Below are 19,555 nucleotides of genomic sequence, written 5' to 3' on the forward strand. Positions count from 1 at the left end.
ACCTGTGCAAAGATCAAAAGGAATCGTTTCAGTCAGTCTGCAAAACTCAACAGTTCTTCAACGCGTGCCCGCCCTAAATTCACTCGGCATGATGTGATTGCGATACCTGTACCCGATCCGCCACCAAACGACGCACCGACGGCGGTGCAATGCGTATCGCGATAGGTTTCCCAGGCTTGTTGCGCCGCTATGAGGGCAGGTTCAGCCACTATCCGCCCGGTGACCTCATCCAGCTCCTTGGCAGATTGTACCGCCAAATCAAAACTCACCTGCAGCGCACGCGACACCCGTGTTTCCATCTCTCCGACGCAGGATCCGATTTCGACTTGTGATCCGGCGTCGGAACATTCCAACGCCGGGTCGGCGGTTGCAGTGGCTGGCAAAAGCAGTGCAATCAAGATCAGACGCATGGCCGCCTCATTTATCTATTCAGCAGGGGTCAGGCCAGAGTAACATGTTTTGCCAGAAAGGTTTAGATGCAGGTTGGCCCTCTGAATCAACGGAAATGCGGTTCCGCGTCAGACACCCGCGGGTGGGACATAGCAATCTTCGGCATCCAGGGTCTTGACCGGATCATTCGGTCCGCATTGTTCGCCGGTTACGGGATAAGTCTCGCCCTTGTTTTCACAGGCGCTCAGCAGCATGGCCGATATCATCATCAGCGCGGCAAGAGATTTGTTCAGCATGGTAGCAACTCCTTGGTTTCTCTTGAACTGATTAGTTCAGAAACCGTCAAAGCTCACTTTGACACGGATCAAGTAAACGCGTTGATCCTGCGTAAAGTTACAACCCACGCTCTGGAGGGAATTACAGTACTGGTCCACGTTGTGATTGAGTTCTGCGGTGTCGAAGAGTTCCCACCTCAGAAGGTTTCAACATAGCCGCGACGGAAGCGCTTGTGTGGCATACTGTTTGAATGTGGAGCGTACCGAAAGCGGCGCTTGGTGATACTGCATCCTGACAGGCACGAATAAGAAAAGGCTTACGCAGACCGGTCAACATCGCAGTCTTGGCCTTCAACTCGCCGCGCACAACGCGAGCGGATTGGGTTGATATGCGAACGATCAGTGACCGCAACGCGGGACCAAGCGCCATTTCGCTGCAAAAGGCTTCAAAGTCCGGTGAAGACGTATCAAGACCACCGTGCCCGGCACCTGGGGTGGAAACCGGTCATTCGCTGTAATCGAAAAACTCTCTTTGATTGTGACAGGTTTCGGGTTCCGAGCAGAAATTGAAACAAACTACAGGGCTATGGGAAGCTGAAGCGTGACGCTTGCTCCTTTTTCGACTTGGTTGATCGCGGCCACTCCTCCGTGGCGCTTCGCTACAGCTGAGACAATCGACAACCCTAAACCGCTGCCTTCGGAATATTCCAGCTGCGAAAATCGACTGAAAACGGCTTCGCTTTGTTCGGGTGAAAGGCCGGTTCCGTCATCGGATACGGTAAGCTTTACGTTCTCGCCATCAGAGCGCAGCGCGACTGAAATTTGGCTCAACTTAGTCCCACCGTGCTTAACTGCGTTGTCCAGCAGGTTTTTGATGGCCTCAGTTAAAAAAACCTGATCTCCTGAAACCGGAATTGTCGAGTCCGGCATCGTAACATCAAACTCGATCCCTTTTGCGAGGATCTGTACACCCATGTCAGCGCAGGCTTCTTCCACAACCGCACGGAAATCAATCTTGTCCATCTGATCCTGATGCGTAGGTTGCCGCAACCGCTCCAACGACAATAGCTGCTCGGCCACCGTGGCGGAGTTTTTCGCTGCCGACACAAGCTCGATAATCCGTTTGTCCTTGTCCTCATCCGATCTTGCGTCCCGCAACGCCTCGGCCATGGACTGGACCGCTGCCGCCGGATTTCGCAGCTGGTGCGCGGCTTCTGAGATAAACACCTGATGGGCGTTGATGCTGTGCTCGACCTGTCCAAACAGCCGGTTCAGGGTCTGAACAATACCATAAACCTCGACCGGGACCGGGCGTTTGATTTCGCTCAGGTCGTCAGGTGAGCGTAGGTCGATCGCATCCTGCAAATCCAGCAAGGGCCGCAACCCGCGTGCGACCCCGAACCACACGACAACAGCAAGGGTGGCCAGCAAGATACCCATCAGGATCGCCGCGCGGATCGACAGTTCGTTGGCAAAGGCGTTGCGATCGGCAACGCGTTGCCAAGCTGTTACTGTCGCATCGCCCACCAGGTTATCAAGTGTGACGCGCTCGGTCATTTTCAGTACGCGCACCGGCTCATCCCGATAGATCGCCTCGAAAAACCTCGGCTGGTACGCGTCTTGCTCAGACGGGTTTGCAGCGGCCGGAGGGTATGCATACCCTGTGACGTAGATGCCACCGGGTCCGGTCACGTGATAAAAAATCTCTCCGCCCGATGCGTCGCGGATCAAGCTGCGCGTGGTGGGCGACAGGGCATCGCCTTCTGACACCGCCACATCGCGAGAAATGGCCAGACCGGCGGACAATAGGCTGTCGTCAAAAAGCTCCTGTGCCGTTTGTTGAGCAACCGTGTAGCGCCAGTATCCAAGCAGGATTGCGAGCAGCACCAATGGCGTCAGGATCAGAATGAAAAGCCTGAGCCTGAGTGAGCCGTGCCGGATCACTTCTGCACCTCTAGCAGATATCCAAGGCCACGGGCGGTCTTGATCCGGATGCCAAGGTTCTGAAGGCGTTTTCGCAGTCGTGACACATGCGGCTCGACGGCCGAATCGTCGACATCGGCTCCCACGCCGTAGACGTAGTCGATCAACTGACTTTTGGGGACGATCCTGCCGCGACGTTCCAGCAGGCATTCAAGCACAGCCATTTCCCGACGCGGCACATCGAGAACTTGGCCCTTTGCGCTCACCTGCCGGGCGGTGCGGTCGAATTCCAGGTCTCCGATCGTTTCGCGCGCACCGTAATCCAGTTGTTTGCGGCGGGACAGGGCACGGATGCGGGCCTCGAGTTCATCCATCTCGAAGGGTTTCACTAAGTAATCGTCGGCGCCCATATCCAGACCCGAAACGCGGTCGCTGGTCTCGGTGCGCGCGGTCAGCAGGATGACGGGCGCGCTGTCACCCCGGTTGCGAAGGGACCGCAAAATCTCAAGCCCAGACCGACCCGGCAGGTTGATGTCCAGAACGATCAGATCTGCGCCTTCTTGCTCCAGATACAAATCGGCCGCGCCGCCATCTGTCAGCACGTCAGCGGCATGGCCCCGATCCCGCAGGCGATAGGCAATGGCGTTGGCAAGGGTCTCATTATCCTCGACGATGACGATCCGCATCAGGTCTCCCGCAAGTTTCGCGCAAGGTTGGCGCCCCATGATTGCCAGATGGGAGGGGGAATCAACCCCGCAGTTCTAATTGCAATCACGGTGGCGCGGAGGGCGCCGACGTGGTTGTCTGGTCAACAGGGAGGAACCAATGGCCATTTCCAACTTCACTCGTCGTGCCGTCGTGGGGCTGATCGCCGCTGCCGGATTCGCTGCACCTGCCGCTGCCGAGGTCGATTTCTCGGGCAAGACCATCGAATGGGTCATTCCGTTCTCGGAAACGGGCGGGTCGGCTAAATGGGCCAACTTCTTCGCGCCACTATTATCCGAGGCATTGCCCGGTCAGCCGACTGTGGTGGTCAAGTTCATGCCGGGCGCGGGATCAACCAAAGGCGCGAACTGGTTTCAGGAAAAAAGCCATGATGACGGTACCCTGTTGTTTGGCACGTCCGGGTCTACTCAGTTCCCGTATCTGCTGAGCGATCCCCGCGTACGCTATGAATACAACGATTGGATTCCGGTAATGGCATCTGGAACGGGTGGTGTTGCGTATCTGAACGCCGAGGACGGAGCCAAGTTTGACGGCTCTGCCAATGCGCTGAAGGACACCAATTTCATCTACGGCTCGCAGGGTGCAACCCGTTTGGACCTTGTGCCTCTGCTGGCCTGGCAGATGTTGGGTATGAATGTGGAACCGGTATTTGGGATCAAAGGCCGCGGGGATGGTCGGCTGATGTTTGAACGTGGTGAAGCCAATATAGATTACCAGACGTCCTCGGGCTATCTGGGTGGTTCGGTCCCGCTGGTCGAAGCCGGTCAGGCCGTTCCCATGATGACTTGGGGCGCATTGGATGCTGATGGCAATATCGTTCGTGACCCGACCTTCCCGGACATTCCGACTTTCAAGGAGGTCTGCGAGGCCACCGATGGCTGCGAAACCAGTGGTGAGGCATGGGACGCATGGAAAGCCTTCTTCGTGGCAGGTTTCCCGGTTCAAAAGCTGGCCTTCCTGCCCGGTGACACGCCGCAAGAGGTCGTCGACGCCTATACCGCAGCGTTTCAAGCAGTGACCGAGCGGGGTGATTTTGCTGATATCTCCTCGAAGCACGTCGGCAAGTATCCGGTGTTCGTCGGCGACGGCTCGAAATCTGCTCTGCAGACGGCGACCAATGTGGATGACAATGCCAAGCAATACGTCCTGAACTGGCTGAAAGAGGCCTACGGCGTCGAGCTGAACTAAGCTGACACGTCGTCGCGCCCAACGAAGGGCGCGCGTTTCTCTACATACAAAACAGTTTATGAAAGGCGGCCGCTATGGAGGTTTTCGCCACCGCTCTACCTGCGCTTGGTGACGCGTGGGGTTTGATCCTGCAACCCATCGTTCTGGGGTATCTCATTCTCGGCGTCGTCATGGGGCTGGCTGTGGGCGTCTTTCCGGGGCTTGGCGGTATTGCCGGTCTGTCCCTGCTGTTGCCTTTCATGTTCGGAATGGACCCGATCCTTGGTCTGGCGCTGATGATCGGGATGGTCGCGGTGGTGCCGACCTCGGACACGTTTGCGTCCGTCTTGATGGGCATCCCCGGCAGTTCTGCTTCGCAGGCCACCGTGCTGGACGGCTTTCCGATGGCGAAAAAGGGCGAGGCTGCACGGGCCTTGTCAGCAGCCTTTTCCTCGTCCCTATTCGGAGGGCTCGTCGGCGCGACCTTCCTGACCATGTTCATACTTATCGCGCGACCCATCGTTCTGGCCTTCGGCCTGCCCGAGATGTTGATGATCACAATTCTCGGCCTGTCGATGGTCGCCATTTTGGCCGGGCGGATCCCGCTGAAAGGAGTCGCCGCCGCCGGTCTGGGCCTGATGGTCGGCACGATTGGTGAGGCGGATGCAGGCGGTTCGCTGCGCATGGCAACTTACGACATTCCTTATCTGACGGACGGTTTGAAGCTGGTCATCGTTGGCCTGGGTATCTTTGCGGTGCCCGAGATCGTATCGCTGCTGCGTCAAGATCGGTCGATTGCCAAGGGGGCCTCACTGGGCGCCGGTTGGCTGGACGGCGTCAAAGACTGGTTCGCAAATATATGGCTGTCGGTGCGTTGTTCGATCATTGGCGTGATTGTTGGAGTCATTCCCGGCCTCGGCGGCTCGGTTGTCGACTGGATCGCCTACGGTCACTCGGTGCAATCCACCAAGGACAAGAGCAATTTCGGCAAAGGCGAAGTGCGCGGCGTCATCGGCCCGGAAAGCTCGAACAACGCCAAAGAGGGTGGAGGGCTGGTGCCAACTCTGCTGTTTGGCATCCCTGGTTCAGGCTCGATGGCGATCTTCATCGGCGCGGTGGCTTTGCTGGGGTCAGGCGATATCGAGGTCGGTCCGAGCATGCTCAAGGACAATCTCGACATCACCTATTCGATCGTCTGGCTGCTGGCGTTCGCCAACGTCGTCGGGACCATCCTGTGCATCGCGGCATCGGGCGGGATCGCCAAGCTGACCACGATCCGCTTCACCTATCTGGCGCCGTTCCTGTTCATGTTGATCAGCTTTGCGGCGTTCCAATCCGGCCAAAACTTCGAAGACTTGCTGGCCCTGTTCGTGATCGGCCTGATCGGCATCTTTTTACGCCGTTTCGACTGGTCGCGCCCGGCCTTCCTGATCGGTTTCGTTCTGTCGAACCCGGTTGAGAAGTTCACCAATCAGGCGTTCCAGATCGCCTCATTCCGGTTCCGCAAAAGCTTTGGCGAGGGGATGGAATATGTCTTCAGCCCTATCGTCATCGTGCTGATCGTGGTCACGGTTGTTTCGGTCATTCTGGGTATCCGGCAGGCCAAGATGATCATGGCCGAGGGTGATGTTCAGGCCGGTACCAAACGCGCGCCGCTTATCTTTCTGCTGGTGATCATGGCCTATCTGATCGTCGCATTGGTCAACGCCAACATGATCCCCGACTACAATATGACCGACAAGATCATCCCGCTGGTTATCGGCAGCGTCTCGCTATTCTGTTGCGTGATCCTTCTGATCCAGATGATGCGACGTCCCGAAGGCGACGTGATCTTTTCCGACAAGGAAATCGCCGGTGAAGACGCCAGCGCACCCCACGGTCTGTGGTCCACTCTGGCGTGGTTCGCCAGTTTGATCGCGGCCACGTGGGTGGTGGGCTTCATCCTCGCCCTGATAGGGTTCCTGATCGCCTTTCTCCGTATCCGCGCCGGGTCCAGCTGGCAGATGACTCTGATCCTGACCGCCTGCGGCATCGGGTTCATGTGCCTGATGGCGGGCGCTCTGAACCGCGATTTCCCGCCAGGTCTGTTGCAGGACATGGTCAGCCTGCCCTGGCCGTTGAAGTGAGGGGTTCAAAATGACTCAAACCGCAATCCCTTATATCTTGATGCGTGGCGGCACGTCGAAAGGCCCGTATTTCCGCCGCTCGGATTTGCCTGAGGATCTGGACGCGCTGGCCGAGGTGCTGATCGCCGCTCTTGGGTCCGGGCAGTCGCTGAACATCGACGGCATCGGCGGCGGCGCGGCGGTGACCACAAAGGTCGCGATGCTGTCGGTCGGCGAGGATGACTGGGCCGATATCGACTATTTCTTCGCGCAGGTCTCGGTCGAGGACAAGCTGGTCGATTTCAAACCCACTTGCGGCAATATCCTGTCTGGCGTTGCCCCTGCTGCCATCGAGATGGGCTTGTTCAAACCGCAGGGTGATGAAACTGAAGTTCGCATTCGGGCCGTCAACACTGGGGCTCGGATCGTGGCCAAGGTGAATACACCCGGGGGCGAATTGACCTATGAGGGTGATGCGGAGATCGCCGGCGTTCCCGGTCATTCAGCGCCGGTGCAGTTGAGTTTCATGGGCGTGGTGGGCTCGGCCACCGGAGCGTTCCTGCCTACGGGCAACCTGCGCGATGCAGTTCAGGGCGTCGAACTGACCTGCATGGATGTCGCTATGCCGATGGCTATCGCCCGCGCCACAGACTTCGGATTGACGGGCTATGAGAGCGCCAATGAGCTGGACGCAAACCGCGCGTTCTTTGACCGGATGGAGGCCGTTAGGATCGAAGCAGGGCAGCGGATGGGTATGGGGGATGTGTCCAAATCGGTCACCCCTAAGTTCGGCCTTGTTGCTCCGGCCAGAGAAGGCGGAACGCTCGCAGTGCGGTATTTCATGCCGTGGAAAACCCACCCGACCATGGCGGTCACCGGCGCGCAATGCATGGCGTCTTGCGCTTTGACTCCCGGAACCGTCGCCGACGGTTTGCTGGATCGCCCCACGAACAGCCCGGCTGAAGTCGTTCTGGAACACGCCTCGGGCAATATCGACGTGTTAGTGGATTTTTCCACCACCGACGGGTTCACAGTGAACGCGGCGGGTTTGGTGCGGACCGCGCGCAAGTTGGCGGACGGGCATGTTTATGTGCCTGAGTCTGTTTGGAACGGGAGTTGATCAAGTGCAACCCAAATAGTATACTATTGTATACATAGTGGGAGGGACACGATGGACAACTGCTCGGAATGCCTCGATATCGCGCGTCAGGAACTCATGTTGGCGCAGTCGGCCCTACGGCGGGACATCGCGGACTACCCGACACCGATTGCTGGCTGCGATGAGCAGTTCAACCATCTGCTGGATCAAAGCGAACGGGTCCGCAATGCACTTTCCGCTCTCAACACATGTCATTTTGTGCCGACGCCAAGAAAACTGAACACCGAGCAGGGTATAGAAAGCCGATGAAGGTCCACATTCTTGATGACTGGTTTGACACGCTGCGTGGCCTGCCTTGTTTTGAGAAACTCACCGGTCATGAGGTGACGTTATGGACGGATCATGTCGAAGAAACTGACACTCTGGCCGAACGACTGCATGACGCGGAGGTGCTTGTCCTGTTCCGCGAACGTACCAAAGTCACCCGCGCCTTGCTGGAGAAATTACCAAACCTGAAACTTATCAGCCAGCGCAGCGTTTATCCGCATGTCGATGTCGAAGCCTGTACAGATCAAGACGTGCTGCTGTGCTCAAACATGCACGGCAGAACGCCGTCTTATGCTGCAGCTGAACTTACTTGGGCGCTAATCATGGTCGGGATGCGGGATTTGCCCGCACAAATGGCCTCGGTCAAAGCAGGGCACTGGCAGGCGGGCGTGGGCAAGACGCTGCGGGGGCGTCAGTTAGCGCTCTATGGCTATGGCCGCATTGCTCGCGCCATTGCAAGTTATGCCGAGGCCTTTGGGATGAATGTGGTCTGGTGGTCATCCGTAGAAGGCCGGGCGCGTGCGCAGGCGGATGGCGCACAGGTCGCGCCCAGCCGTGAAGCGTTCTTTGGCAGCAGCGATGTTGTCTCGGTCCATGTGCGCTTGAAACCGGATACGCGCGGGATCATCACCGCATCGGATTTCGCACAGATGCAGCCGGAGGCGCTGTTTGTGAACACCTCGCGAGCCGGGCTGATCGCACCTGGTGCTTTGCTTGAGGCGCTGAACGTCGGTCGCCCCGGCAAAGCGGCGATTGATGTGTTTGATTCCGAGCCACTGATTGATCCGACCGACCCGCTTTTGTCACATCCCAACCTGATCGCGACCCCACATATCGGCTTTGTCACTGAAGACGAGTTCGACCTGCAATTCGCGGATATTTTCGATCAGGTGAACGCCTATGCCGAAGGCGCTCCGATCCACATGATCAACCCCGAGGTTTGGACCAACGCAGAATAAGATTCGCGGCGATGGGCGCACCGATGATCACCAGCACGATCCTTGTCAGATGGTGGGTGATCACAAAGCCCAAATCCGCGCCCGAGACGATGGCCAGCACCGTCATCTCTGCCTGCCCACCGGGCGCGAAGGCCAGAAACGCCTCGACAGGTTGGCCCAGTCCCAAGGTGGTGACAACGGCGGTGAAAGTGGCTGCCAGGACGGCAAGGACAATGACATAGGCGAAGCCCGCTGCCACTACCCGGCGTAGTTCGACCCATGTGACACCTACGAATTTCACACCAATTCCGCAGCCAATGAAAAACTGCGCTGCAAGGATGGCCTCGCGAGGCGGTCGGGTATGAATTAAGTCGCCCAGTGACAAGGCGGCTGTAAGGATCATTGGCCCCAGGATTGACGCCCCGAACAGGCCGATCCGCTCCCCGCCTTTCCAGCCGATAATGGCGGCCAGAACCATCAGCGCCAATTCATGTATTGGCAGGTTGTGCGCGGGCTCGCCAATCGGATTGGTGAGTTGGGCATCATAGAACACGGTGAGGAACAAGGGGGCCAACGTCACGATGATCAGCACGCGCGTACCGTGGATCAAGGACAAGGTACGCGGATTGGCCCCCGCCTCAGTGCCAAAGATGATCATGTCTTGCAAACCGCCCGGCATGGCTGCGTAGAAAGCCGTTGTGGAGTCAAAGCCCCAGAATTTGCGAAAGAATGGCACACCTACCAGCGCGATTAGCAGGATGAAGAACGGGATCAGCGCAATTGACGCGGCCATTTTTGGCAATTCAGCAAACAGAGCCGGCGTAATCGATGCCCCTACCGCCACGCCCAGTATAGTGCGGGCGGCAACCGAGACCTGTCCAAAGCCTTCCATCGGTGCGTGCGCAAGAGCTGCAATCAAACATGCGCTCATTGGCCCGAACAGAAAAGGTAGCGGCAGGTTTAGCGCCCAAAATACTCCTGTGCCCAACACCGCCAGGCCGAGCGTGACGGCCCGTTTCGTCAGAAGAGAGGGGGTATCAGTTTGGCTGTGCAAGGTAAGCGTTCCAGCTTCGTTGACTTATAATGTATCCATGTGTATACAACTGGACGCAAGATGACAAGAGAGCCTGCGATGACCCTTCAGGACGACCCGTTACAACCTGGCCCACAAGGCAATTCTGCGTATCAGCGCCTGCTGGGCGAGATTCGCGAGGGCACTCTTTTGCCCGGCGACCGGCTGCGTGAGATTGAGCTGTCTGAACGGTTGGGCGTCAGCCGTACCCCGGTACGCGAGGCGATAAGGCAGTTGGAGGCCGACGGGCTGGTCACGCATGTGCCACGGCAAGGTGCCACCGTGCGCAGTCTGGATTACGCCGAGGTCATGGAACTCTATGAGATGCGCGCCGTGCTTGAAGGGACAGCGGCCCGTCTGGCAGCCCGCGCGGCGTCTGATGTCGAACTGGACGAGCTTGAAGTTCTGAACGACCGGCTGGCCGAGGCGGGTACTGGCCCCGATGCGGCCCAAATCAACAAGATCTTTCACGAAACACTTCTGGATGCGGCCAAGAACCGATTTCTGGCAAAATCCATGTTGTCCTTGCAAAAGGCGCTGTTGATCCTGGGTCCCTCGCAATTGCTGGATAGCGACCGCGCCGAGGCCGCAGTGGCCGAGCATCGGCGCATCATGGCGGCTTTGAAGGCCCGCGATGGCGCAGCGGCCGAGACAGAGATGCGCGCGCATATTCAGGCTGCGCAGCGGATGCGCATCCGCGCGTTGCAGGACCGCGACCGCTCAATCGACGAAAGCCAGTAGGTAGACAGGATATGGCCACCCCAAAGGAAGCTTACGATATCGCTGTGATCGGTGGCGGCAATGCGGCTCTCTGCGCTGCGATGACTGCAGCCGAGGCAGGCGCCCGTGTTCTGATCCTTGAAACGGCGCCAAAACCTTATCGCGGCGGAAACTCACGCCATACGCGCAATTTTCGCTGCATGCATTCGGGCCCGTTGGGTCCGCTCGTCGAGGCGTATAGCGAAGACGAATACCTCTCGGATCTGCTGAAAGTCACCGGTGGAAAAACCGATGAACATCTTGCCCGGTTGGCGATCCGCACGTCGGAAGAATGCCTTCCCTGGATGCAAGAACACGGGGTCCGGTTTCAGCCGTCGCTTTCCGGCACATTGTCATTGGCACAGACCAATGCGTTTTTCATGGGGGGCGGCAAATCTCTGGTGAATGCCTATTACCGCACGGCGGCAGGTTTGGGTGTAGATGTGCTGTACGAAGCCGCCGTCACGCATTTGGAACTGAATGGTGATCGGATCGAGTGGGTCGACTATAGCTATGAAGGCCAGTCTCATCGCATCGCGCCCAAGGCGGTCATCGTTGCCTCCGGCGGCTTTCAGGCCGACACGGATTGGCTCACCCGAGCCTGGGGTGAACCTGCCAAGAACTTCCTGATCCGGGGAACGCCTTACAACCGAGGCGTTGTCCTGTCTGATCTGCTGGACCAAGGAGTAGAAAGCGTTGGCGACCCGACCCAATGCCACGCCGTTGCCATCGACGGGCGCGCGCCGAAATTCGACGGCGGCATCGTCACCCGTCTGGACTGCGTTCCGTTTTCCATCGTCGTGAACAAACATGCCGAGCGGTTCTATGACGAGGGCGAAGACGTCTGGCCCAAACGCTACGCGATCTGGGGCCGTTTGGTGGCGGCGCAGCCGGATCAGGTGGGATATGCCATCATCGACGCCAAATCGCTGAACCTGTTCATGCCGTCCGTGTTCCCTCCGCTAAAGGCGGACACGTTGGACGAATTGGCCGGGATGATGGACCTGCCCGCGGAGAAACTGAAAGCAACCGTCAGCGCATTCAACGCCGCCTGCGGTGACACCAGCGGGTTTCATCCGACCGAACTGGACGGGGTGGCGACCTCGGGCCTGATCCCGCCCAAGACCAACTGGGCGCGCCCAATTACCGAACCGCCGTTTTACGGCTACTCGATGCGGACCGGCGTGACCTTTACCTATCTTGGGTTGAAGGTTGACGAGACAGCCCAGTGCTCGACCCCAAGCGGCAAGATCAAAAACCTTTGGGCGGCCGGGGAAACGATGGCCGGGTCCATCCTTGGGCAAGGCTATCTGGCGGGCTTTGGCATGACCATCGGAACTGTCTTTGGACGCATCGCAGGACGAGAGGCCGCCGCTTATGCAAACTGATCTTATTCAGGAAGCCCGCCGCCAGGCCGAGATCTGCAACGCCTGCCGCTATTGCGAGGGTTATTGCTCGGTCTTCCCGTCGCTGCACGCAGCGCGCGCGTTCTCGGATGGGGACATCACGCAATTGGCCAACCTGTGCCACAACTGCCGGGGCTGTTACTACGCCTGTCAGTACACCGCCCCGCACGCGTTTGACCTGAACCTGCCCAAGGCGCTGGCTGAAGTGCGGCGCGACAGTTGGGAAAGCTTCGCCTGGCCGCAGCCGCTGGCACGCCGGTTCCACACCCATGGCGGAGCCATCGCCCTGGCGTTGGTGGTCGGATTTGCCCTGTTGTTCTGGGCGACCCGCGCCATCGGTTCCAGTGGAGGCGAAGGGTTTTATGCCGTCCTGTCCCACAACACGATGGTCGCGATCTTTGCGCCTGCATTCCTGCTTCCTCTGTTCAGTATCGCCTTCAGCCTGAGGCGCTATTGGGCAGAGGTTGGTGGCAAACCGATCCAGATGTCTGATCTGACGGTTGCGCTCAAACGCGCGGGCAAGATGCAGGATCTGGCCGCAGGCCATGGCGAGGGTTGTAACTTCGAGGACGAAGACCGGTTCAGTCAGGGCCGACGTCACATCCACCACGCTGTTATGTATGGTTTTCTGCTGTGCTTTGCGTCGACCTCGGTGGCGACGATCATGCACTATGTCTTCGGAATGTACGCGCCTTACGGGTTCTGGTCGTTGCCGAAACTGTTCGGGATTTCCGGGGGGCTTCTGCTGACGGTGGGGTGCGGTGCGATGGCGCTGCTCAAGCTAAAGTCAGACCGAGACCTCGGCGATCCGTCGGCCTGGGGCGGGGATATCGGCTTCATCCTGTTGCTCGGGTTTGTGGGGCTCAGCGGGCCGGTTCTTTACGCCCTCGGTTCAACACCTCTGATGCCCGCACTGCTGGCCATCCACCTCGGATCGGTCCTGACCTTCTTCCTGCTGACGCCCTACACAAAAATGGCACACGGCTTCTATCGGCTTGCGGCGCTGGTCCGAGACGCACAACGAAAAAGAGATGCGTCCATGGTCCGTTAACAGCCCGTCGCGTCTGAGTGAGCAGAAAGAACATGCAATAGGATCAAATATGATTGTGAAGAACTCTGCGTTGCGGCACTTCGAGTGGCGGTCAACGTCCGGAATGGGCCGTCCATTGTAGGACCAACGGCAGCGACGCACGCTTCGCACGTATTTGGGCCGACCGCAGCAATTTGCACTCTGGGCTCGCCGCCGCCATTCTCTGCGGTTCGCACCGAATGGCGGTCAGAGCCCACAGCTGCCGTCGACCGAGCTTTGGTCTTTCGCATGTGCGGCACGTAGCCTACCGCACATTCCGGACGTTTAGAACTAGGCGGCAAATGGTAGGTGAGCGGACAAACCTGCCGCTCCCATCGCTCAGTACAATGACGGTAGTAAGCACAAAGCGGTCTTTGGAACCGACTGCAGTTCCAGAGAGGCTGTAGGAGCACGACTGACTGTTCGCTCCGCCAACAGCGGACTTCCATCTTGGCAATTTTGTAGGCATAAATGCATCGGGCTGCTTCGAAGACCTCCAGGCACAGAAACAAATCTTTGAAAAGTACGCGCAGATTCTCGAATGCACACGCCGGTGCGAGTGGCATCGCCGAACCAAATTCCGAACTCCGTCATTGAGCGGTCTGCAGCTTTATGTCCCTCGTCTTTGAATTCTCGAGTCTTGCAATGCTTCACACTGCAAGTGTGATAGATTTTGAACGGGTATAGGCGTCGAGGCCCTCCAACCCTTTTTCGCGACCGAAACCGGATTTCCGGTTGCCTCCAAAGGGCAGCTCGATTCCGCCGGCCCAATAATCGTTGACGGTGACCTGCCCCGCATCCACCTGCTGCGCCATGCGCAAGGCAGTAGACATGTCGCGGGTGTAGATCCCGGCCGCCAGAGCAAAATCGGTACCATTGGCACGCGCCAGTGCTTCTTCTTCACTTTCGAAGGTTTGTACGGCAAGAACAGGGCCAAAAATTTCCTGGGTCACCGCATCGTCGCTAGCGCAAAGATTGTTGAGGATGGTCGGTTCAAAGAACCAGCCCTTGCCGGTTTCCGGATCAGTTGCGATGTTGCCACCGGTGGCGATTTCCACCCCGCGCGCGCGGGCACGCTCCACGTGGCCCGCAATCTGCGCCAAATGCCGTTCTGAGTTCACCGCACCCATATCAGGATTGCGCAGCCCGTGACCGAAGCGCAGGCCTTGTGTTTTTCTGACCAGCCGCTCCAGCACCTCGGCGTGCAGATCGCGATGGATCACGAGTCGGGAACCAGCCGAGCAAATCTGCCCGGAGTTGGAAAAAATGGCCCACAGCGCGCCCTCCGCCACCGCCTCTGCATCGGCATCAGCAAAGGCGATCAGCGGCGACTTGCCGCCCAGTTCTAGCGTCAGCCCGGTCACGTTCGGGGCCACGTTCTGCATCACGCCCACGCCAGTCGCAACCGAACCAGTGAAGGTCACATGCCGCACCCGAGGGTCGGTAACCAGCGGCGCACCGGCCTCGATGCCGGTGCCGGTGACCACGTTGACGACCCCCGCAGGCACGCCTGCACGCACCAGAAGTTCAGCGATCATCAGCGCGGTAAAGGGCGTGGTCTCCGCCGGTTTCACAACTGCCGAACATCCCGCCGCCAGAGCCGGCGCAATACCGCGCACAAAGGTCGAGGTTGGGTAGTTCCATGGCACGATATGGGCGGTCAGGCCCACCGGCTCGCGCAGGGTGAAGGCGGCGTTGCCGTTGCCGAGGTTGACGCTGCGCCCGTCCAGCTTGTCGGCGGCACCTGCGTAGTATTCGAACAGGCGCGCCGAACCCGCGACATCGCCCTGCGCCTCGGCCAGGGTCTTGCCGCTGTCGAGACTTTCGACCACCGCCAGCCTGTCCGCCTCGGCACGCATCAGGCGCGCCGCCTCATTGAGGATGGCGCAGCGGCGGGCGGGCGGCGTGTTGCGCCAGACCTCGAAGCCTGAGGCCGCGCTGGTCACGGCGCGGTCCACATCGGCCGCGGTACCGGCGGCAAAATCGGCAAAGGCTTCGCCGGTGCCGGCATCAAAGCTTTCCATGCGGTTGCCACTGTCGGCGGCGACGAACGCACCATCGATGAAATGGTCGCGCGGCAGGTCCGGCAGGGTTCGGGTTTCGAAATATGTGGAAATCATCCGGTTGGAGGTCATCATGCGTCCTCGCTGCATTTATAGGTGGACTTGGCCAGCCACTCGGGGCAGATCTCGACGCCCCAGCCGGGGGCTTCGGTCACAACCGCCTGGCCGTCCGTGATGGTGAAGGGATCGTTGCGGAACAACTCGCGCTGCCAAGGATAGTAGTCGTCGCCCTCAATCGAGAATTCCAAATAGCGGCCCGGATTGGGCACTGCGCGCAAAAGATGCATAGTGAACAGCGTCACCAGCGACAGGTTGGCCGCATGCGGGGTGCAGGGCAGCCCGGCGGCATGGCCCAAGCGGGCCACCTCCATGCTGCGCACCATGCCGCCCAGGTACAGGATATCGGGCTGGATGATATCCACCGCGCGCATCGCGACGATCCGCTTCCACTGTTGCAAATCCCAGTCCTGCTCGCCGCCGGCCACGTCGATGGATAGCTCGCCGGTAACCTCGGCGGTCTGTTCTAGCTCCCAATAGGGACAGGGCTCCTCGAAGTGCTCGTAGCCGTTGGCCTCCAGCATCCGCCCGACCTCGATCGCGCGGGCGGGACCAAAGCCCGAGTTGCCATCCACCAGCAGCGCCGCATTCGGACCCATGGCCTTGCGGATGGCGGGGATGATTGCTTCGGTGCGGCCGTCCCATTCGTCCTGGTCCTGGCCGCATTCGGCACCGACGCGCACCTTGAAGGCGTCAAAGCCGTAGTCATCGCGCAGACGCTGCATGCGCGCGGCCTCGTCCCCGGGCGTGATGTCACGCCGCATGGAGGAGGCATAGGCCCGCAGCGGCCCTGCCGAGCCGCCCAGCAGCTCTGCCACGGGCCTTTTCGCAGCCTTACCGCGCCAGTCCCAGACCGCAGTGTCCAGACCCGCCATGGCCCGGCGCAGATAGGTGCCGGGGAACTTGTGCTCGCGCAGCGGGATCTCGGCGATCACATCCTCCAGCGCATCCATGCCGCGCCCCAGCGCCCAGGGCGCCACCTGGCGGTGCAGGATCTCGCAGGTAATGTCACTGCTGTAGGTGGACACCTGCCCCCAGCCCGTGCTGCCGTCCTCTGCGGTGACCCGCACAAAGCCGACCAGCGGCGTGCAGAAGGTCTCGATCTGGCGGATCCGCGGGCCGGTGTCGTCCCAGCCGCGGGTGTTAGCAACCGGCACCGCGCCGGACATGGAATAAGGCGTGCTCATGCGTCCTCCAGAATGAGATCAGCGGCGCGGTGCGCCAGCATCATGGTCGGTGCATTGGTGTTGCCTGAGGTCAGGTTGGGGAAAACCGAGGCATCGACGACGCGCAGCCCTTGCACCCCATGCGCCTTCAGCCGCGGACTGACCACCGAGTCCCGCGCGTCACGCCCCATGCGGCAGGTGCCGACCGGGTGGAATACGGTGCCGCAGCGCTCGCGGAAATCGGCCAGGATCTGCGCGTCGTCCATGCGCCGCAGGTCTGGATCCATCGCCGAATCCACAAGCTCGTCCAGTGCCGCAGTATTGATCATCCGCTGGCACAGGCGGCCGCCCGCCACGACCTGTGCGCGATCCTCTTCGGTAGCCAGCGAATTGGGGTGGATGCGGGGCGGTGCCGCCGGGTCGGCAGCGCTGATGTCGATACGACCGCGGCTGGTGGGGCGGGCCGGCTGAAAGCCGATGATGAAGCCTGGAAACGGGTCGGGCTGCACCACCGTGCGCGTGCCGTTCGGCGTGGTTGTATAGGTGACCGGGTTGAAATACAGCTGCTGATCAGGGTGGACCTGATCCGGTCCGGAGCGGAAATAGCCGCCGCACTGGTTCACTGACAGGGCCAGCGGCCCGCGCCGGGTCAGCGCATACTGCAGCGCCGCGCGCACTTTCCCGGCAAACGGGCGCAGCACGTTGTTCAGCGTTGGCTCAGTGGCGCGGAAGTAATAGTTGATGCCCAGATGATCCTGCAGGTTGCCGCCCACATGCGCCGCATCCAGCAGCGGCGTGATGCCGTGGGATTTCAGCAGTTCCGCCGGACCGATACCCGATAGCTGCAGAAGCCGCGGCGAAGTCACGGCACCCGCCGACAGGATGATTTCGCGGCCGGCTCGCAGGCTTTGCCTCCTGCCCTCACGCACCACCTGCACGGCAGCGGCCCGCGTGCCCTCAAAGATGATCCGCTCGGCCTGCAACCCGGTCATCAGGGTGACGTTGGCCCGCTTCAGCGCGGGCTTCAAAAACGCCCGCGCTGAATGCATCCGGCGTCCGCCGCTGGTGTTGATTCGGTAGGCCGCCGCGCCCTCGCAGGCGTGGCCGTTGATATCCTCGGTGCGCGGCAGCCCCAACTCTTCGGCCGCAGCAAAGAAGTGCCGGTTCACCCGGTGGATCTGGTCCGAAACATCTTGCACATGCAGCGGCCCGCTGCCCTGGTGCTCGCCGTTAATACCGAGCCGGGTCTCCATCGCTTCATAGGTCCGGCGAACTGTTTCCCAGTTCCAGCCGGTCGCCCCTGCCGCTGCCCAATTGTCGAAGTCTCGCGGCAATCCACGCGCATAGACCAGCGCGTTGATCGCCCCGGAACCACCCACGACCTTGCCGCGCGGCCAGTAGCCGATGCGCCCAGCCAGCGCGACCTCCGGCTCCGTCTGGTATTTCCAGTTCACCTTTGGGTCGAAGAATGTTTTTCCATAACCGAGCGGCAGCGTAATCCACGGAGACCAACCGCGCCCGCCGGCTTCAAGTATCAGCACCTTGTGGCGCCCGGACACGCTCAGCCGCTCAGCCAGTACGCAGCCTGCAGAGCCCGCCCCCACGATGATGTAGTCAAAGTTTTCCATGGCGTTCCTTGCCAACTCTCAAAGTGTTTTTGGCACGAACAACTGGCGTTTTATAAACAAATAATTTTTTGATATATATGTGGTTAAATTTGAAATGTAGGTACGCAACATGAATGACATACCTCCTTTACCTTGGCTGCGCGCATTTGAGGCAGCCTCACGAAACGGCAACTTTTCCAACGCCGGAGATGAACTCGGACTTACGCCCGCCGCTGTCAGCCATCAGATACGGTCGCTCGAAGAACATTTGGGCTATCAGCTGTTTTCCCGCAAAAAACGGCCCATGGTGCTGACCACAATGGGGGAGCTCTATCTGCCCTGGGTCATCAAAAGCTTTGATACCCTTCGACTGGGGACGCGGGATGTTTTCGGCACCAGGCACATGCGCCCGTTGCGGATCCGTTGCCTGCCAACATTTGCGCAGCTCTGGCTTTTGAAGCAGTTACCTGATTTCCGAGCTCGATACCGGGATGTCAGTATCCAACTGCATATGGGCACTTGGGCTAGCGCGATACAGTCAAATCAACTTGATGTCGAAATTCGGTTCGGAAACGGCGATTGGCCAGCCCAACGCGCAACGCTGCTAGGGCGTCCACCCGTGGTCCCGGTCTGCCACCCAAGCCTGCAACCCAGTGGCGAAACGCTTGAGGCTTTGCGAGGCTCATCTTTGATCGAGATCATCGGGGTGGCCGATAACTGGCACCAATTTTTCCGTCAGGAGAACCTGGCGCCCCCCGGACAGAACCCGACGATCAACGTAGACCAGAGTATTGCTGCGCTTGAACTTGCATCGAATGGAATGGGACATGCGCTGGTATCAGAGCTTTTCGCGGCTCCCTTTCTACAAGACGGGCGCCTGGTGCGCTCACTGCCCATCGAAAAACACACAGATCAGGCGATCTATGTCACCTGCCCTGAAGGACCCGTCAGCTATGGGTCTCAAATGTTTCTGGATTGGATTGTCGAACGGACTTCGCCGATGCGCCAAGTATGACCGAACTCAAACACCTTTGGTGTGCAAAACCCTAACGTTACCCGTTCCATCTTTGATTGCGCGAAACCAAAGTACCGAATTGAAAACAGCGACTGCTAACAACGCCCGCTCCCCAAACACACGAAACCAAGTTCACATTGATTCAACAACAAACGGCAGCTTTTCACTGCTGCGGCACCGCCAAAATCAAACCCGGATTTGGAGTAAGGGACGGGCTTCAAGTGACGTTTTATACACTGCTCTGCCGTTCGTGCCTGGCGCAGAGTATTGCAATTTGGGCTTATTTTGTTGAAAAACTCGGGCTTGATCGGTTGGTAAGTTGCTGATTCAATTCTTCCTAAAGGGAGGGATCAGCCATGATGGGACCGAGACAGGAAGCGCAAGCGTCGCT

Annotated in this window: 17 protein-coding genes; 9 read left to right on the forward strand and 8 right to left on the reverse strand. The window is 59.3% G+C overall.

Features of this window, described 5'->3' with window-relative positions:
- Window positions 1–32 precede the first annotated feature (32 nt).
- The 4 genes from AC2FLZ_RS07255 to AC2FLZ_RS07270 all read right to left on the reverse strand — a co-directional run bounded on the left by AC2FLZ_RS07255 (window position 33) and on the right by AC2FLZ_RS07270 (window position 3,274).
- Window positions 33–410, reverse strand: a complete 378-nt coding sequence (locus tag AC2FLZ_RS07255; RefSeq protein WP_480474203.1) for a lysozyme inhibitor LprI family protein — start codon at window positions 408–410, stop codon at window positions 33–35.
- A 108-nt stretch (window positions 411–518) separates the two neighbouring features.
- Window positions 519–686 (reverse strand): hypothetical protein, encoded by a 168-nt coding sequence (locus AC2FLZ_RS07260; protein WP_209598391.1) that lies wholly within the window; start codon window positions 684–686, stop codon window positions 519–521.
- 555 nt (window positions 687–1,241) lie between these two features.
- The gene (locus AC2FLZ_RS07265) at window positions 1,242–2,609 is read right to left on the reverse strand and encodes a sensor histidine kinase (protein ID WP_480554984.1); all 1,368 of its coding nucleotides are present in this window, start codon (window positions 2,607–2,609) and stop codon (window positions 1,242–1,244) included.
- The gene (locus tag AC2FLZ_RS07270) at window positions 2,606–3,274 is read right to left on the reverse strand and encodes a response regulator transcription factor (protein WP_480505559.1); all 669 of its coding nucleotides are present in this window, start codon (window positions 3,272–3,274) and stop codon (window positions 2,606–2,608) included. The genes AC2FLZ_RS07265 and AC2FLZ_RS07270 overlap by 4 nt, the downstream gene beginning before the upstream one ends.
- 139 nt (window positions 3,275–3,413) lie before the next feature.
- On the opposite strand from AC2FLZ_RS07270, the gene AC2FLZ_RS07275 reads away from it, so the two are divergent.
- The 5 genes from AC2FLZ_RS07275 to AC2FLZ_RS07295 all read left to right on the forward strand — a co-directional run bounded on the left by AC2FLZ_RS07275 (window position 3,414) and on the right by AC2FLZ_RS07295 (window position 8,971).
- On the forward strand, window positions 3,414–4,502 hold the full coding sequence (locus tag AC2FLZ_RS07275; RefSeq protein WP_480554983.1) for a tricarboxylate transporter: 1,089 nt from the start codon (window positions 3,414–3,416) through the stop codon (window positions 4,500–4,502).
- A gap of 74 nt (window positions 4,503–4,576) precedes the next feature.
- Entirely contained in the window at window positions 4,577–6,607 is a 2,031-nt protein-coding gene (locus tag AC2FLZ_RS07280) for a tripartite tricarboxylate transporter permease (RefSeq protein WP_496882010.1), read from the forward strand.
- A 10-nt stretch (window positions 6,608–6,617) separates the two neighbouring features.
- Window positions 6,618–7,706 (forward strand): 4-oxalomesaconate tautomerase, encoded by a 1,089-nt coding sequence (locus AC2FLZ_RS07285; protein WP_480607954.1) that lies wholly within the window; start codon window positions 6,618–6,620, stop codon window positions 7,704–7,706.
- 51 nt (window positions 7,707–7,757) lie between these two features.
- Window positions 7,758–7,994 carry a hypothetical protein gene (locus AC2FLZ_RS07290; protein ID WP_496882011.1) on the forward strand — a complete coding sequence of 79 codons (237 nt, stop codon included), beginning with the start codon at window positions 7,758–7,760 and terminating at the stop codon, window positions 7,992–7,994.
- A complete protein-coding gene (locus AC2FLZ_RS07295) occupies window positions 7,991–8,971 on the forward strand; it encodes a D-2-hydroxyacid dehydrogenase family protein (RefSeq protein ID WP_496882012.1) in 981 nt (326 codons plus the stop codon). Before AC2FLZ_RS07290 ends, AC2FLZ_RS07295 begins: the two co-directional genes overlap by 4 nt.
- Here AC2FLZ_RS07295 and AC2FLZ_RS07300 read toward each other — a convergent pair.
- Window positions 8,940–10,004, reverse strand: coding sequence for an AbrB family transcriptional regulator (locus AC2FLZ_RS07300; RefSeq protein WP_480487417.1), 1,065 nt, complete (start codon window positions 10,002–10,004; stop codon window positions 8,940–8,942). The genes AC2FLZ_RS07295 and AC2FLZ_RS07300 overlap by 32 nt on opposite strands.
- A 78-nt stretch (window positions 10,005–10,082) precedes the next feature.
- Between AC2FLZ_RS07300 and AC2FLZ_RS07305 the strand changes: the two genes are divergently transcribed.
- From AC2FLZ_RS07305 to tcuB, 3 genes are read left to right on the forward strand one after another with little or no spacing between them, the layout of a single operon-like run.
- A complete protein-coding gene (locus AC2FLZ_RS07305) occupies window positions 10,083–10,763 on the forward strand; it encodes a GntR family transcriptional regulator (RefSeq protein ID WP_480484186.1) in 681 nt (226 codons plus the stop codon).
- 11 nt (window positions 10,764–10,774) lie between these two features.
- A complete protein-coding gene (gene tcuA / locus AC2FLZ_RS07310; protein WP_480911651.1) occupies window positions 10,775–12,169 on the forward strand; it encodes an FAD-dependent tricarballylate dehydrogenase TcuA in 1,395 nt (464 codons plus the stop codon).
- Window positions 12,159–13,238, forward strand: coding sequence for a tricarballylate utilization 4Fe-4S protein TcuB (gene tcuB / locus AC2FLZ_RS07315; protein WP_496809500.1), 1,080 nt, complete (start codon window positions 12,159–12,161; stop codon window positions 13,236–13,238). The genes tcuA and tcuB overlap by 11 nt, the downstream gene beginning before the upstream one ends.
- A 668-nt stretch (window positions 13,239–13,906) precedes the next feature.
- On the opposite strand, the gene AC2FLZ_RS07320 is transcribed toward tcuB, so the two are convergent.
- The 3 genes from AC2FLZ_RS07320 to AC2FLZ_RS07330 are packed head-to-tail and all read right to left on the reverse strand — an operon-like array spanning window position 13,907 to window position 18,170.
- The gene (locus AC2FLZ_RS07320; protein ID WP_496882013.1) at window positions 13,907–15,394 is read right to left on the reverse strand and encodes an aldehyde dehydrogenase family protein; all 1,488 of its coding nucleotides are present in this window, start codon (window positions 15,392–15,394) and stop codon (window positions 13,907–13,909) included.
- Window positions 15,391–16,563 carry a mandelate racemase/muconate lactonizing enzyme family protein gene (locus tag AC2FLZ_RS07325; protein WP_496882014.1) on the reverse strand — a complete coding sequence of 391 codons (1,173 nt, stop codon included), beginning with the start codon at window positions 16,561–16,563 and terminating at the stop codon, window positions 15,391–15,393. The genes AC2FLZ_RS07320 and AC2FLZ_RS07325 overlap by 4 nt, the downstream gene beginning before the upstream one ends.
- On the reverse strand, window positions 16,560–18,170 hold the full coding sequence (locus AC2FLZ_RS07330; protein ID WP_496882015.1) for a GMC family oxidoreductase: 1,611 nt from the start codon (window positions 18,168–18,170) through the stop codon (window positions 16,560–16,562). The genes AC2FLZ_RS07325 and AC2FLZ_RS07330 overlap by 4 nt, the downstream gene beginning before the upstream one ends.
- Before the next feature lie 109 nt (window positions 18,171–18,279).
- Here AC2FLZ_RS07330 and AC2FLZ_RS07335 point away from each other — a divergent pair, with 109 nt between their 5' ends.
- The gene (locus AC2FLZ_RS07335; RefSeq protein ID WP_496882016.1) at window positions 18,280–19,164 is read left to right on the forward strand and encodes a LysR substrate-binding domain-containing protein; all 885 of its coding nucleotides are present in this window, start codon (window positions 18,280–18,282) and stop codon (window positions 19,162–19,164) included.
- Window positions 19,165–19,555: the final 391 nt, after the last annotated feature.

This window comes from Ruegeria sp. YKSF131 (assembly GCF_059612645.1).

What these genes read in the sequence shown, in the direction of transcription:
- AC2FLZ_RS07255 (WP_480474203.1), bottom strand. Translation starts at nt 410, where the DNA reads ATGCGTCTGATCTTGATTGCACTGCTTTTGCCAGCCACTGCAACCGCC.
- AC2FLZ_RS07260 (WP_209598391.1), bottom strand. Translation starts at nt 686, where the DNA reads ATGCTGAACAAATCTCTTGCCGCGCTGATGATGATATCGGCCATGCTG.
- AC2FLZ_RS07270 (WP_480505559.1), bottom strand. Translation starts at nt 3,274, where the DNA reads ATGCGGATCGTCATCGTCGAGGATAATGAGACCCTTGCCAACGCCATT.
- AC2FLZ_RS07275 (WP_480554983.1), top strand. Translation starts at nt 3,414, where the DNA reads ATGGCCATTTCCAACTTCACTCGTCGTGCCGTCGTGGGGCTGATCGCC.
- AC2FLZ_RS07280 (WP_496882010.1), top strand. Translation starts at nt 4,577, where the DNA reads ATGGAGGTTTTCGCCACCGCTCTACCTGCGCTTGGTGACGCGTGGGGT.
- AC2FLZ_RS07285 (WP_480607954.1), top strand. Translation starts at nt 6,618, where the DNA reads ATGACTCAAACCGCAATCCCTTATATCTTGATGCGTGGCGGCACGTCG.
- AC2FLZ_RS07290 (WP_496882011.1), top strand. Translation starts at nt 7,758, where the DNA reads ATGGACAACTGCTCGGAATGCCTCGATATCGCGCGTCAGGAACTCATG.
- AC2FLZ_RS07295 (WP_496882012.1), top strand. Translation starts at nt 7,991, where the DNA reads ATGAAGGTCCACATTCTTGATGACTGGTTTGACACGCTGCGTGGCCTG.
- AC2FLZ_RS07305 (WP_480484186.1), top strand. Translation starts at nt 10,083, where the DNA reads ATGACCCTTCAGGACGACCCGTTACAACCTGGCCCACAAGGCAATTCT.
- tcuA (WP_480911651.1), top strand. Translation starts at nt 10,775, where the DNA reads ATGGCCACCCCAAAGGAAGCTTACGATATCGCTGTGATCGGTGGCGGC.
- tcuB (WP_496809500.1), top strand. Translation starts at nt 12,159, where the DNA reads ATGCAAACTGATCTTATTCAGGAAGCCCGCCGCCAGGCCGAGATCTGC.
- AC2FLZ_RS07320 (WP_496882013.1), bottom strand. Translation starts at nt 15,394, where the DNA reads ATGATGACCTCCAACCGGATGATTTCCACATATTTCGAAACCCGAACC.
- AC2FLZ_RS07325 (WP_496882014.1), bottom strand. Translation starts at nt 16,563, where the DNA reads ATGAGCACGCCTTATTCCATGTCCGGCGCGGTGCCGGTTGCTAACACC.
- AC2FLZ_RS07330 (WP_496882015.1), bottom strand. Translation starts at nt 18,170, where the DNA reads ATGGAAAACTTTGACTACATCATCGTGGGGGCGGGCTCTGCAGGCTGC.
- AC2FLZ_RS07335 (WP_496882016.1), top strand. Translation starts at nt 18,280, where the DNA reads ATGAATGACATACCTCCTTTACCTTGGCTGCGCGCATTTGAGGCAGCC.